Here is a 14,139-nt window from a genome sequence, read left to right as displayed (position 1 = left end):
ACTGTTCTTTACGTTATATAAAAAAGGGGGAAACAACGAGTCAATTTCAATTGCTTTTTATGATGCATTAAGTTTAGGTTTGTTGTTTTATGCAGTCGTATTGGCCCTTGTATATTACTACTACCTTAAAACACACATAAACTTAGCTTATCGTGTATTGTTGTATTTCCTCATACCTACCATCATTTCTTTAGTTTTCTGGTATTTTTACGTTTTCGTAAAATTTCCCATCGGTTCGTTTTTAATATGGGACTCCGCATACGCTAACTTCAAAACTGTTTTGATAGGGAGCTACTTGCGAGGTTTTACCATTTTTATGACTCTGACTTGCGTGGTTTTTGATCTCGTGATGAATGTGGTCCGCTTAATTATTTATTTATCAAGGAAATAGTACTCATCGGTTGGTAGTATGTATGATGATTTCTAATTGAGTTTATCATGTTAATTTATCATTTTTTATGAATAGGCCAATAATAACTATGCCACTACAATCCAATATAAGCGTTGCTGTTGAATATCCCAAACAGGGCCTTCTCCTAAATTATTCTTCAAATCTAATAATACGTTTATTTTCATTTTTACAGTCCTATTAATAATATCGATTGGTTAGAAGGAATGTATCTAATTAATTTAGATACGATGTGATATATATGATTGGCTATTGGTTAGAGGTAATCTTAATAGTAGGGAAGTACTATTAAAATAATGTGAAGATAGCTGTGTTTATTGTACGGTCAATTGTTAATTTATTTGTTCATTTGCACAATAGAAACGAATGGCGCAATTTATTAATTAAAAAATATTTATTAAATAAAAAGGCTTTAAAATAGTTAAATCAACTCAACTTAAGAAATAATCTCACTATATTTATTTTAATTAAATTAATTTTTAATGATAAAAACTGGAATGGTTTTATTTTCAATGTTATTTAATGATTGCTAATAGATAAAAACCATACTTTTTGTGTTGGATTGTTGATCGCGCACAATGCCCTACTGAGCCCTAACGATAAAATGGTCATTGAAAGTAGATAAATGAATTAAAGATAAAAATAAATTTCAAAAAGCCATTTTAAAACGCTGAAGCAATGTTAAGTGAGGCAGATTATGAGTAAAGCATTATCTGAGGGAATACTCCAATCGGGGATCAGCCGCAGGAAGCTAATGCAAACCAGTACCGTCGGGGGACTCGCACTTGCAAGTGGAGCGCTAAGTTTACCTTTTAACAGTATTGCTGATACCAGTGAAACTACATCCAAAACGGCCACGCCGGAAGAAAAAATAGTTTGGAGCGCATGTACCGTTAACTGTGGGAGTCGCTGCCCACTGCGTATGCATATTGTTGATGGTGAAATAAAATATGTCGAAACCGACAATACCGGTGATGATGTTTACGGCAATAAGCACCAAGTTAAAGCCTGTTTACGTGGGCGTTCAATGCGTCGCCGAGTCTATAACCCTGACCGCTTGAAATACCCGATGCTGCGCGTTGGGGCGCGTGGTGAAGGTAAATTCAAACAAATTAGTTGGGAAGAAGCCTACGATTTAATTAGCGACAATCTAAAACGGATTATTGCCGATTATGGTAATGAAGCGGTGTACTTGAACTATGGAACAGGCACATTAGGTGGCACAGTCGCACGTTCATGGCCGCCAGCGAATTCCCCAATCGCCCGCTTGATGAACTGCATGGGCGGCTATTTAAATCATTATGGTACCTATAGTACAGCACAAATTAGCTGTGCGATGCCTTATACCTATGGTAGCGGGGCGGGGAATAGCGTTTCCGATATCGAAAACTCAAAATTAGTGGTGCTATTTGGGAATAACCCCGCAGAAACGCGTATGAGCGGTGGTGGCATTACTTACCAATTGGAACAAGCCCGTGAGCGCTCCAATGCACGAATGATCGTGATCGACCCACGTTATACTGACACCGCAGCGGGACGTGAAGATGAGTGGATCCCGATCCGCCCAGGAACAGATGCCGCATTAGTCGCGGGGCTCGCCCATGTGCTGATCACAGAAAATATGGTTGACCAACCTTTCTTAGATAAATACTGCGTGGGCTATGATGAAAAAACGCTTCCCGCTGAGGCCCCGAAAAACAGCCACTACAAGGCGTATATTTTAGGCCAAGGGGATGATGGTGTCGAAAAAACGCCACAATGGGCTGCGCAAATCACCGGTATCCCTGCGGATAAAATTATTAAATTAGCGCGTGAAATCGGTTCCGCAAAACCAGCTTATATTAGCCAAGGTTGGGGGCCACAACGCCATTCGAACGGCGAGCAAACTGCGCGTGCGATTGCGATGTTACCGATTTTAACGGGTAATGTGGGTATCAATGGGGGAAATACGGGGGCTCGTGAAGGGAACTATGACATTCCATTTGAGCGGATGCCAACGTTAGAGAACCCAGTTAAAGCGAGTATTTCCGTATTCTTATGGACGGATGCTATTGAACGCGGCCCAGAAATGACCGCAACTCACGATGGGGTTAGAGGCAAAGATAAACTGGATGTGCCGATTAAGTTTATTTGGAACTACGCCAGTAACAGTTTAATCAATCAACACTCTGATATTAATAAAACGCATGACATTCTTCAGGATGATAAAAAATGCGAAATGATAGTGGTGATTGATAACCATATGACCGCCTCTGCGAAATATGCAGATTTAGTTCTGCCTGATTGCACTGCTTCTGAGCAAATGGATTTTTGCTTGGATGGTGCCGCCAGTAATATGGGGTATGTGATTTTCGCTAGCCAAGCCATTGAACCACGTTTTGAGAGCAAAACGGTGTATGAAATGTGTACACAAATCGCACGCCGTATGGGGGTTGAAGAGAAATTTACCGAAGGGCGAACCCAAGAAGAGTGGTTACGCCATTTGTATGAAATCTCACGACAAAAGTTACCTGAGCTACCTGATTTTGAGACATTCCAGCAGCAAGGGATTTACAAAAAAATGAACCCACAAGGGCATGTCGTGGCACACAAAGCTTTCCGCGAAGACCCAATTGCGAACCCATTAAATACCCCGTCAGGCAAGATTGAGATCTATTCATCACAATTAGCGGATATCGCGAAAACATGGACCCTCGCAGAGGGCGATTTGATATCAGCACTTCCAATGTATTCTCCAGGCTTTGAAAGCCATGATGATCAGCTCACCGAAAAATATCCACTGCAATTGAGTGGCTTCCACTATAAATCGCGCGTTCACTCCACCTACGGCAACATTGATGTGCTTAAGGCTGCTTGTTTACAAGAGATGTGGATCAACCCTATTGATGCAAAACGTCGCAATATTAAAGATGGCGACATAGTGCGTATTTACAACGATAGAGGGGAAGTGCAGATCGCTGCCAAAGTGACCCCACGCATCATTCCTGGGGTTGTGGCCATGGGGGAAGGGGCTTGGTACGCGCCTGATGAAAACAAGGTGGACCATGGTGGAAGCCTAAACGTCCTGACGACTCAGCGCCCGTCACCGTTAGCGAAAGGTAATCCACAACACAGTAATTTAGTTGAAGTGGCAAGGGTATAGGGAGATAAATCATGACAACACAATATGGTTTTTATATTGATTCTGCGCGCTGCACAGGATGTAAAACGTGTGAATTAGCGTGTAAGGATTACAAAAATTTATCTCCTGCGGTGAATTTTAGACGCATTTATGAATATGCAGGGGGAGATTGGCAAGAAGATAACGGCGTGTGGCATCAAAACGTATTTAGTTATTATTTGTCGATTTCATGTAACCACTGTGAAGACCCTGCTTGTGTCAAAGTGTGCCCAAGTGGCGCGATGCACAAACGTGAGGATGGCTTTGTCGTTGTGGATGAAAGCGTCTGTATTGGTTGCCGCTATTGCCATATGGCTTGCCCATACGGTGCGCCGCAATTTGATAGCGAAAAAGGGCATATGACCAAGTGCGATGGTTGCTATGAACGTGTTGCGGTTGGCAAAAAACCAATTTGTGCCGAGTCTTGTCCATTGCGTGCATTAGACTTTGGCCCTATTGAAGAGTTACGTGAAAAACATGGCAATTTGGCAGAGATTGCGCCATTACCTGAAGCGCACTATACCAAGCCTAATATTGTCATTAAACCCAATGCCAATAGTCGTCCTGTCAATGATACGACAGGCCATTTAGCCAATCCTCGGGAGGTATAACATGGGCAATGGATTACACGAATGGCCGCTCATTTTATTTACAGTATTAGGCCAAAGTATTGCAGGTGGCGTGATTGTGACTGGGCTTGCCTGGTTATCGACAGATGATAAATCACAAAAACAGCGCATTGTGAATGCAATGTTGGCGTTATGGGTGTTGATGGGCTTAGGCTTTCTCGCATCCATGATGCATATGGGTTCACCGATGCGTGCATTTAACTCGATGAACCGTGTGTTTGCGTCATCATTAAGTAACGAAGTGCTGTTTGGCTCCATTTTCTTTGCCTTGGGTGGCCTATGGTGGCTGTTATCTGCAATGAAAAAAATGCCAACAGGGTTGGACAAAGTGTGGTTAATCATCACCATGCTGATGGGGCTGTTATTTGTGTGGGCAATGACTCGAGTTTATATGATAAGCACGGTGCCAACATGGAATACGCCACATACCACCATCGGCTTCTTTATGACCCTGTTTGTTGTTGGGCCAATTTTAGGCGCACTACTATTACGAGTGGCTAAGTTTCCGTTTAATAGTGGTAAATTAGCCCTTATTAGTGTTATCGCTTATATCGTGACTATCGCGTCAGTTTTACTGCAAAGCGGAGAAATCGCGCTAATTGCCACTTCTGTACAAAAAGCCGTAGATTTAGTCCCTGACTTCGGTGTTTTACAAGTGATACGCATCGTGGTGACCAGTCTTGGGTTACTGCTATGGATTTTGCCTATTGTACGACAAAATCAGCCTTCAGTTTTGAGTTTACTGCTAGGCACCGTATTGGTACTGGTTGGTGAATTTATTGGTCGTGGGCTATTCTATGGTTTACATATGACAGTCGGCATGGCTGTGGCTTAATTGGTAAACCTTTCAGCGCAGGAGCTGGTCTCCCTGCGCTGATAACTTCAGAGACAATCAATATGCAAGAAGCGCACTTTCTTGAGCACGTGGCAGTGACAGGCCGGGTTCTGGGATCTTTATTTTATTTCTCACCAGAAAATGAAAACAATGCAGAGATTATTGCGATTTTACAAGAGCCAACTTGGCATGAAGAATGGCCATTTGCTTTACCTTCCTTAGCGAAAATTAGCCAACTTTTGCAATCCAGCACTCAGGAAAACGAACCACTCAGTGAAGCATGGCAGCGCTTGTTTATCGGGCCTTATGCTTTACCCGCGCCTCCTTGGGGGTCAGTCTGGCTAGACAAAGAAAAGATTGTTTTTGGTGATTCAACCGTTGAGCTGCGCCAATGGATGCGAGCCAAAGGTGTTGAACCCGTAACGACACAAAAAGAGCCAGAAGACCACTTTGGGCTGATCTTGATGTTAGCGGCTTGGCTCGCTGAGCAAAATCGTAGAGCGGATTTAGAAGAGTTACTCGCTTGGCATCTATTACCTTGGTCGGCACATTTTCTTGAAGTATTGATAGATTCGGCTAACAGCGATTTTTACCGTGCATTAGCAATATTGGCAAAAGAAACATTGGATGGATATCAACAACAGTTAACATTGCCTGTATTAGAGAAAGTGGTGTTTTACAAAGATACGTTATAAATAAAAATAGCACCGCTATTATTTGCGCGGTGCTATTGGTTTTTCATATCAATCAGATATTGATATTTACTGTTGTGACCCACTTTGTTGCATATACGGTGTATACACACCCGTTAAGCTTTCAAGAAAGGCAACAATGTCGTCGACATCTTTTTGTGGCAGTTCTTTACCGACTTGATAACGCAGCATCAGTTTCACTGCTTCATCTAAGGTAGCCACATCTCCACGGTGGAAGTATGGTGCGGTTAGCTCAACATTACGTAACGTTGGCACTTTTTGGCGTAATTTATCACGCTCATCAGAGGTGACATTCATACGACCAATATCTTGAGCAGTGATTTCACCGAACTCATAGTCTTTTTTCAAGCCCAGAGGTTCGAAGGAACGACCACCTAAGATCACGCCCCCATGGCAGGTTGCGCATTTGTTTTCTTTAAATAACTGGTAGCCATGGAGCTGTTGCGCGGTTAATGCCGTTTTGTCACCTCTCAACCAATTATCAAACGGAGAGTCCGGGGTGATTAAGGTTTTTTCGAACTCGGCAATCGCATCAGTGATGGTGTCACCCGTAAACCCTTCTGGGTAAACGGCATTGAAATCTTGTTTTAAGACGGGGTCTTTATCCAGTTTTTCAATGATTTCATCCCATGATTTTGATGCCATTTCGATAGGGTTTAATGGTGGGCCACCGGCTTGAGCTTGTAAGTCAGGCGCTCTACCATCCCAGAACTGTTCGACATTAAATACAGAGTTAAACACCGTTGGCGCATTGATTGGACCCACGGCGCCACCAACCCCAATTGACGTTTTACGGCCATCAACACCACCTGCATTGAGTGCGTGGCAGTGTGCACAAGAGATCGTGCTATCCCCTGACAGGCGCGCATCATGATACAAACGGAAACCTAATGCGACTTTTGCATCATCGACATCCAGTGATTTTGGAATTGGTTGAATTGGTTCGTTGCGGTGCTCAGCAGCGGTATCTTGGCTGGCATAGTGCTCTTCCCGCTGTTTAGCTATCCAATTCAATAGGTTATCACGTTCTTCATCACTGACGCTACTGGCCCAATGCAGTGCAACATAACGCGTTGGTGGCATGGTGTGGTTCTGCATAACCCACTCAATTTTATTTAATTCACTTTGCGGTACAGGTTCTCCTGCGATGAGTGCAGCGCGAGCGGCCTCGAGGTTGAATGATTTATAACCTAGCTGAATATCGTACTCCATCAGTTGTTTAGCAATGGGGAATGATGCGTAGGCAGGTAAATCAGTTGACGGCGTGTGACAGTAATCGCATCCTTTTTCAGCAAAGAATTTTAGGACTTGATTATTTTCTGCAATTTTAGATGTCTGAATGTCATTATTTTCTCTTCGTTGATTATCGTGATACCACACATATCCAGATAACCCAAAATAACCGAGTAAAAGCAAAAATATGACAGCGACCGTAATGCGAGTAAGTTTTTTCATTACACTATCCTTGAAAGATTGCGGTCAAATATATTTAAATATTTTTTAATTAATATAATTCTACAGCCGGACTATGATGGATAAATAAGCCTGAGAGGTTCTTGATTTTTATCAATGATGGCCATCGGTTTAAGCGATTGCTGAAATAAGATTTACCTATCAATGTAAAAAATATTAAAATATAAAAACCGAAATTAATTTATATCGAATTGATTTTATTAGTTATTGTCGTATTTCAGTTTATTTTAAAACATTTTTTATTTCAATTTAATTGGCGGGTATTTATAAATGATGACTTGTTAATTATTAAAATAAATATCGTAAAGTTAATCAAAAATTTTAATTTTTTAACTTTTTAATTGTTGCGGACTAAATGCATATTATAGAATTAAGAAAAATATAAATTATTTAAGGGGCATGTTGCGAAAAAAGAAGAGAAAACGTATTGATATATTTAGGCGATTTATCAGGAAGGATATTGGGGGAGAGTAAATATCCCCCAATTGGAATTAACTATTTAGTCAGTTTATGGCCAATAAGATAGATAATAGATGATGAAACTAAGCCTGCAACAACGACGGAGAGTTCAGGCGCATACGAATTGACAATGAGGGCAATTCCTGAGGCCAATATCCAAGAGATAAAGGCTAAAGGTTGCCAGTTTTTTGATTCATCATTTTTTCGTTTTAACACTAATTGGTCCATAATGATAATCGCGGCGATTGGGGGGACGATTAACCCAAGTAAATTTAACCAAGTTTGGAATGCATTCCAAATACCAGTAACTGCGACAAGAATACCGATAATACCCAATATGATCGTTAAGGTTCTCATTTTACCTTTAGTAATATGAGACCAACCTACTGCACCGTTGTATAAACAATGCGTACAGCCGACACCTAAGTTAACAAAAACAAAGATGATGGCTAATATGGAGAGCAATGGGCTAGCATTGGCGAGAATGGTAATAAAATCGCCGCCTGTGACTTCCGGGTGTAATACAACGCCTGTTGCAACAATAATTGCGCCAATAACTTCAGCAAAAAATTTGGAGATAGGAAATGCGGTGAAGGCGGCTAAGAAACCCTGTTTACCATTTTTTGCCCAGCGAGTGAAATCGGCGGTCATAGTACCTGAGTCGGTAAATGTCGAGAAAATCATGGTAACCGCGACACCGAATGAGAGGGCTCCAGCCCCAACAACCGGTTGATAATTGATAATATCGGATGAACCGCTTTGCATCGCAATAACAACGGAAATAACACCAAGAATTACGTACATAGGGGCTGCAATATAACCTAAAATTGCTAAGGCTTTAATACCAATAAAGGTGGCACCTACATACAATACTCCCCCTAAAACGGTCATGAGCAATAAATTTTGTCCAAATGACCGAAACATCGTGTCACCAGTTAGGCCGACCATGAGAGCAAACCAGCCTATCACGACAGTTGCAAGTAAGCCTGAAACCGCAATATATCCACGGCGCCCAAATGTTTTTTTAGCAGAGATAGCGAAGTTTTCACCCGTTTTTCCGGCTAAATAACTGAGTGAGCCAATTACTAGGCACAGCAGTAAATTCCCAACTAAGATGGCGGTGACCCCCATTTTAAAACCGAGCATTGCGGTGACAACGCCACCAATAACAGCGCTGGTTAAGACTAAAGGGAAGCTATACCAAACAGCAGACACGGATGCAAAGCTTTTGCGATGTTCAATAGGGACAGGGACATGTTCATATTCTGAGTCAAGTAAGGTAGGTTTATTCTCATTATTTGTCATATTAGGTGAACCTCATTTAAATAAAATTAACTGGCGTACCTATAAAAATAAAAAATATATTTTTATGAATTTTTTATTTATGTCATATTATTTATTAAAGAAAATAATATTGATGAATAATGAAAGGATTAATCATCATTTATAAAATAATACTTCTATAAATAGATTGGTGTTTTTATTACTATTTGTGGTGGGTCAAGCATATCAATAGTTGTCGGGTAATAAAATCCATTTAAAAACAATTCATTAATGATGCATTGATTGTTGAGTTGCTTTCAATAAAGGCTATATTCTGTGACAGATAACGTGCTAATTAGCAAATTAATGTTATTTTTCGATGATATTAAAACCCTAAATTATAATTTATTTTCTGTTGTGAAAATAATAATCGCTTATCTGTGATTTATATCAAAATCAATGTTGGTTAATTGTTATTTTATTGTTTGTTTTAAGTGTTTAATTAAATGATATAACTCTACTATTAATAATGAGAAGATGGAGGGAAATGAGAAATAATTGCTATCTAACCACCAAAAGCCAATATTGTATCAGTATTTAGATATAGGGAATAAATGCAAAAAAAAGCACAATGTAAGTGTTTGCTAACTTACTTGTGCTTTTATCACTAATGATACATATAAAAATCTATTAACTAACTTATATCACTCGCATTGTGGCGTTCGCGTACTTGCTGTGTGGGGTCACCTTGTAGGCGATTAACACGGCGGCCGCGCTGTACGGCTGGGCGTGCATAGACTTCATCAGCCCAACGAATGACATGTTTATATTCATGGACAGATAAAAACTCAGCGGCATCATAAAGCCAACCTTTCACTAATGCACCGTACCACGGCCATATGGCGATATCAGCGATGCTGTAGTGGTCTCCTGCAACATATTTATGTTCTGCTAAACGTTTATCTAACACATCTAATTGACGCTTGGTTTCCATTGCAAAGCGGTTAATCGGGTATTCAAACTTTTCAGGCGCATAGGCATAAAAATGGCCAAAACCGCCACCAGCAAAAGGTGCTGAACCCATTTGCCAAAATAGCCAAGATAAGGTTTCAGCACGTTCTGGTTGAGTTGCGGGTAAAAAAGCGGAAAATTTTTCAGCTAAATAGGTCAGAATCGAACCCGATTCAAATACTCGGATAGGTTCTTTGCCACTTCTATCAACTAATGCAGGGATTTTTGAGTTAGGGTTGACTTCAACAAAGCCGGAACTGAATTGGTCACCTTCACCAATATTAATGAGCCAAGCGTCGTATTCAGCCTCTTTAATGCCAAGGGCTAACAGCTCCTCTAACATGATAGTGACTTTTTGTCCGTTGGGAGTTCCTAATGAATATAGCTGTAGTGGGTACTTACCTATAGGTAAAGGTTTTTCGTGAGTTGCACCAGAAATTGGGCGATTAATATTGGCGAATTTTCCGCCATTCCCTTGCTCCCATTGCCAGACTTTAGGTGGAACATAAGGGGTGTTTGCCATGAGTTAACTCCTTAACCATTTTTAAAGGTGGCGATTGCTTTTTCATCAGTTCTTTCATTATGACTGTCTCTCACTGTAGCAATCTCCAGTGAATTCACCACTCTTTTTACCTTATTGGATGTGGTGAGAGGGCTAAATAGCACAGAGTGCAAGAGCAGATAGAGAATAAACGAGTTTGCTAAATATTAGCCCCGAGCTCTCTGTGTCTCTGAGTTATTGTTTATACGCACAATGGAAAACGAGTTTTTCATAGGAATTTCTGTGTCTTTTGGATGGTTTGGTAATAACAAAAGGTAAATATGTTTATTTGCCATAAAAAATAGGGTGTGAAATGAGGCCAAAATAAAAAAACGTTAACAAATGGGTTGTGCAGATCACTAATTCAAATAAAAAAAGGGTGTGAATAATTTGTGAAGATTGGCACTAATTTATCGGAGTGTATTTTATACATTGATAGCATATCAGTCATATTCAGCAGTATCGGAGTGTGTCCATGCTTGTGCCAAATTCAAACATCTACCAAAGCTTATTACAGAGAGCAAAAGTGCAGCCAGACGCTGTTGCCATTGTATTTGAAGAGCAAAGTTGGAGTTATCACCAATTACTTGTGAAAGTAAACCAAACAATGTTGTGGCTAACAACCACCGTGCAGTTGAAAAAAGGTGACCGGATTGTACTTGGCTGGGGAAATACGATTGAATTTTGCCAATTATTTTATGCTGCGGTAGGTCTGGGTATTCAGGTAATTCCCTTGAGTACCAAAATGAAAGAGTTTGAAGGTAAAGAGCATTTATCTTGTATTAATGCGGATGCTGTTTTTTGGGATGATACATATCAACCATGGTTGGCACAACTCAGTGAAAAAGGAGTTAGCCTTTCTCAGTGGAATAATATAACCCTTACTGATGAAATTAATTTTATTAACCAAGTTAATGAAGAAGACCCAGCAGTGGTGATATTCACTTCGGGCACAACGGGAGCGCCGAAAGGTGCGGTGATCACGCACAAGAATATATTATCTGCCGTATATGCCTATCAGGAAACGTTAAAGTTAACTGAGCACGATAAAACAATTTTGGCTGTACCGATTTATCATATTACGGGGCTCTCCGCTATTTTGGCATTATTTATTCATATAGGTGGTACAATCTATCTTCAGAAGAAATTTAATGCGAAAGATATTATTTCAACAATTGCGAAAGAAAAAATAACATTCTTACATGGTTCGCCAACGGTATTTATATTATTAATTCAAAAAATAAAAGAAAATAAAAGTATTAATTTGGAACGATTTAATTCATTAAAAAAAATTGCTTGTGGAGCTGGTCATTTAAATGAAGGTACCATTAAAGAGCTTTCTTATATATTTGCCAAAACATCCATTCATTCTGTTTATGGTTTGACGGAGACATCATCACCAGCCACGGTATTTCGAGATGATATCCGCTATAGTGATAAGAAAGCGAGCTCAGGCACACCGATTCCCGGGTTAGAAGTGGCCATACGTGATGATAAAGGTGAAGATAAACCCGCTAACACGACAGGTAATATTTGGGTAAAAGGGGATGTTGTTATCCAACGTTATTGGCCTGATAGCCCTGCAAATAAGACATCATTTAACGATGGTTGGTTTTTCACAGGGGATATTGGTTATAGGGATGATGATGGTTTTCTTTATATCCAAGACCGAATTAAAGATATGATTAACCGTGGTGGGGAAAAAATATATTCTATTGAAATCGAAGATTTAATTTCTAATTACCCAGGTGTTAATGAGGTTGCTGTCATCCCAATTGAAAGCACCATTTATGGCGAAGAACCCATTGCATTTATTATCCCTGAGAATCAAGTATGTTTAACCAGTAAAGAAATTATTGAATGGTTAAAAGATAGGGTGCCAACGTATAAAGTTCCAGTAAGAATTATATTTACACGTAATTTTCCTAGAACATGGAATGGTAAAATAAGTAAGAAAGATTTGAAATTACGATATTACTCTTTAAATAACTAAAGTCTAAATTAGTTTTTAATTAATCAAAAGGGGCTATGAAATATTAGCCTTCAGGTAGGTTTTATCATGAATAATAAATTTATTTCTAAACAAGATGCCGCTAAATTAATTAATAATGGCGATACGATTTGTACTGTGGGAATGACATTAACCAGCGCTGCTGAATCTATTTTATCAGCAATTGAACAACGCTTTTTATCCGAGGGCGCGCCAAATCAACTCACTCTCGTTCATGCGGCAGGGCAATGTAACCGTATTCGAGGGAATCAACACTTTGCCCACGAAGGGATGGTAAAACGGATCATTGGTTCTCATTGGGGGCTAGCGCCTCGATGGATGCAAATGATTAATGATAACCAAGTCGAAGCGTATTGCCTCCCACAAGGGCAAATGGTGCACTTGTATGGTGCAATGGCTGCGGGTTTACCGGGGCGTTTATCCAAAGTGGGGTTAGGGACATTCATCGATCCTGATCTTGAAGGCGGTAGGATGAACGCGAAAACGTTGGCACTTCCTCCTTTGGTTGAAAAAGTGAATTTCAAAGGGGAAGAATGGTTATGGTACCCAGAAATTCCTTTAGATGTCGTGGTGATCAGAGGAACTCACGCTGATAGTAAAGGTAACCTCACCACCGATGAAGAAGCGATGACGTTAGAAGTCTTACATGCGGTACTGGCGGCTAAACGCTTTGGCGGCAAAGTGATTGCACAAGTGAAGTATTGCGTTGAAGAAGGGACTCTACATCCCAAGCGTGTCACTGTTCCTGCAAGCTTTATTGACCACATTGTCGTGTGCGATAACCCTGAAGAAGATCATCGCCAATCCTCTAGCTGGTTCTTTGACCCAACTCTATGCGGTGATATTCGCACCCCTGTCCAACAAACTACGCCATTACCTTTGGATATTCGCAAATTGATTGGGCGAATTGCATGCCGTTATCTATATGAAAACTGTGTGATTAACTTAGGAACGGGTATTCCAAACGATGTTATCGGCTCCATTATTCAGGAAGAAAATGCAACTAAGCGCGTTGATATCACCGTGGAGTCAGGGATTTGGGGCGGCGTCCAAGCTGGCGGTATTGATTTTGGCATAGGCCGTAACCTATCAGCGATGATTAGTCACCAAGACCAAATGTTGTACTACAACGGTGCAGGCGTTGATATCACGTATATGGGGGCAGGGGAAATGGATGCCAGTGGCCATGTCAATGCGACTTTGTTAGGCAATATTTGCCCGGGTGCGGGTGGGTTTATTGATATTACCCAAAATGCGCGACACGTGGTGTTTTGCTCAACGTTTACCGCAAAAGGGTTAGATATTCGTTGTGAAAATGGACAGTTAAAGATTGTGCGGGAAGGGGATATTAGAAAGTTAGTTAACCAAGTACGACAAATTTCATGGAATGCGGATGTCGCGCGAAATATCAACCAAACCATGCATTTTGTCACGGAACGTGCAGTGTTCACTTTAGGGGGGAAAACCCCAGTATTGGTTGAAATTGCCCCCGGTGTTGACCTAGAACGTGACATTCTTGCCCATATGGACTTTGTCCCCGAAATTTCCCCTGATTTGAAGGTGATGTCTTCTTCATTATTTGAAGAAGCCCCCTTTGGTCTGGTTTCGTATTTGTAGTTTCAATATTAAAGAGGA

At 40.6% G+C, this 14,139-nt stretch carries 9 protein-coding genes and 1 pseudogene; 6 read left to right on the top strand and 4 right to left on the bottom strand.

All coding sequences use genetic code 11. From position 1 onward, the window contains the following. Positions 1 to 489: 489 nt before the first annotated feature. Positions 490 to 576: pseudogene (locus M1E86_RS17660) on the bottom strand (hypothetical protein); the annotation flags it as partial. A gap of 530 nt (positions 577 to 1,106) precedes the next feature. Here M1E86_RS17660 and M1E86_RS17655 point away from each other — a divergent pair. The 4 genes from M1E86_RS17655 to dmsD all read left to right on the top strand — a co-directional run bounded on the left by M1E86_RS17655 (position 1,107) and on the right by dmsD (position 5,728). Beyond that, positions 1,107 to 3,551 carry a DMSO/selenate family reductase complex A subunit gene (locus M1E86_RS17655; RefSeq protein ID WP_213913700.1) on the top strand — a complete coding sequence of 815 codons (2,445 nt, stop codon included), beginning with the start codon at positions 1,107 to 1,109 and terminating at the stop codon, positions 3,549 to 3,551. An 11-nt stretch (positions 3,552 to 3,562) separates the two neighbouring features. Then, positions 3,563 to 4,180: a DMSO/selenate family reductase complex B subunit gene (locus M1E86_RS17650; protein ID WP_102138125.1), complete on the top strand. Its 618-nt coding sequence runs from the start codon at positions 3,563 to 3,565 to the stop codon at positions 4,178 to 4,180. Position 4,181: 1 nt separating this feature from the next. Then, entirely contained in the window at positions 4,182 to 5,033 is an 852-nt protein-coding gene (locus M1E86_RS17645) for a DmsC/YnfH family molybdoenzyme membrane anchor subunit (RefSeq protein ID WP_213913698.1), read from the top strand. Between the two features lie 62 nt (positions 5,034 to 5,095). Next, positions 5,096 to 5,728, top strand: a complete 633-nt coding sequence (dmsD, locus tag M1E86_RS17640) for a Tat proofreading chaperone DmsD (protein WP_213913696.1) — start codon at positions 5,096 to 5,098, stop codon at positions 5,726 to 5,728. A gap of 66 nt (positions 5,729 to 5,794) precedes the next feature. On the opposite strand, the gene M1E86_RS17635 is transcribed toward dmsD, so the two are convergent. From M1E86_RS17635 to yghU, 3 genes are all read right to left on the bottom strand, one after another. Beyond that, positions 5,795 to 7,201 (bottom strand): cytochrome-c peroxidase, encoded by a 1,407-nt coding sequence (locus M1E86_RS17635; protein WP_125890616.1) that lies wholly within the window; start codon positions 7,199 to 7,201, stop codon positions 5,795 to 5,797. A 513-nt stretch (positions 7,202 to 7,714) separates the two neighbouring features. Beyond that, on the bottom strand, positions 7,715 to 8,983 hold the full coding sequence (locus M1E86_RS17630) for a cytosine permease (RefSeq protein WP_213913694.1): 1,269 nt from the start codon (positions 8,981 to 8,983) through the stop codon (positions 7,715 to 7,717). A 652-nt stretch (positions 8,984 to 9,635) separates the two neighbouring features. Continuing rightward, a complete protein-coding gene (gene yghU / locus M1E86_RS17625) occupies positions 9,636 to 10,475 on the bottom strand; it encodes a glutathione-dependent disulfide-bond oxidoreductase (protein WP_426099183.1) in 840 nt (279 codons plus the stop codon). Positions 10,476 to 10,968: 493 nt separating this feature from the next. On the opposite strand from yghU, the gene M1E86_RS17620 reads away from it, so the two are divergent. Together M1E86_RS17620 and M1E86_RS17615 are read left to right on the top strand one after the other, a co-directional pair. Next, on the top strand, positions 10,969 to 12,486 hold the full coding sequence (locus tag M1E86_RS17620; RefSeq protein WP_213913690.1) for a class I adenylate-forming enzyme family protein: 1,518 nt from the start codon (positions 10,969 to 10,971) through the stop codon (positions 12,484 to 12,486). A gap of 66 nt (positions 12,487 to 12,552) precedes the next feature. After that, a complete protein-coding gene (locus M1E86_RS17615) occupies positions 12,553 to 14,121 on the top strand; it encodes an acyl CoA:acetate/3-ketoacid CoA transferase (protein ID WP_213913688.1) in 1,569 nt (522 codons plus the stop codon). Positions 14,122 to 14,139 lie beyond the last annotated feature (18 nt).

The sequence above is a fragment of the Providencia sp. PROV200 genome, assembly GCF_049901995.1.
Classification (GTDB): Bacteria; Pseudomonadota; Gammaproteobacteria; order Enterobacterales; family Enterobacteriaceae; genus Providencia; species Providencia rettgeri_E.
This window is presented reverse-complemented; position numbering and strand designations above follow the sequence as displayed.

Excerpts from the sequence above, each read along its gene's own strand:
- M1E86_RS17655 (WP_213913700.1), top strand. The coding sequence starts at position 1,107 with ATGAGTAAAGCATTATCTGAGGGAATACTCCAATCGGGGATCAGCCGC.
- dmsD (WP_213913696.1), top strand. The coding sequence starts at position 5,096 with ATGCAAGAAGCGCACTTTCTTGAGCACGTGGCAGTGACAGGCCGGGTT.
- M1E86_RS17645 (WP_213913698.1), top strand. The coding sequence starts at position 4,182 with ATGGGCAATGGATTACACGAATGGCCGCTCATTTTATTTACAGTATTA.
- M1E86_RS17650 (WP_102138125.1), top strand. The coding sequence starts at position 3,563 with ATGACAACACAATATGGTTTTTATATTGATTCTGCGCGCTGCACAGGA.
- M1E86_RS17630 (WP_213913694.1), bottom strand. The coding sequence starts at position 8,983 with ATGACAAATAATGAGAATAAACCTACCTTACTTGACTCAGAATATGAA.
- M1E86_RS17620 (WP_213913690.1), top strand. The coding sequence starts at position 10,969 with ATGCTTGTGCCAAATTCAAACATCTACCAAAGCTTATTACAGAGAGCA.
- yghU (WP_426099183.1), bottom strand. The coding sequence starts at position 10,475 with ATGGCAAACACCCCTTATGTTCCACCTAAAGTCTGGCAATGGGAGCAA.
- M1E86_RS17635 (WP_125890616.1), bottom strand. The coding sequence starts at position 7,201 with ATGAAAAAACTTACTCGCATTACGGTCGCTGTCATATTTTTGCTTTTA.
- M1E86_RS17615 (WP_213913688.1), top strand. The coding sequence starts at position 12,553 with ATGAATAATAAATTTATTTCTAAACAAGATGCCGCTAAATTAATTAAT.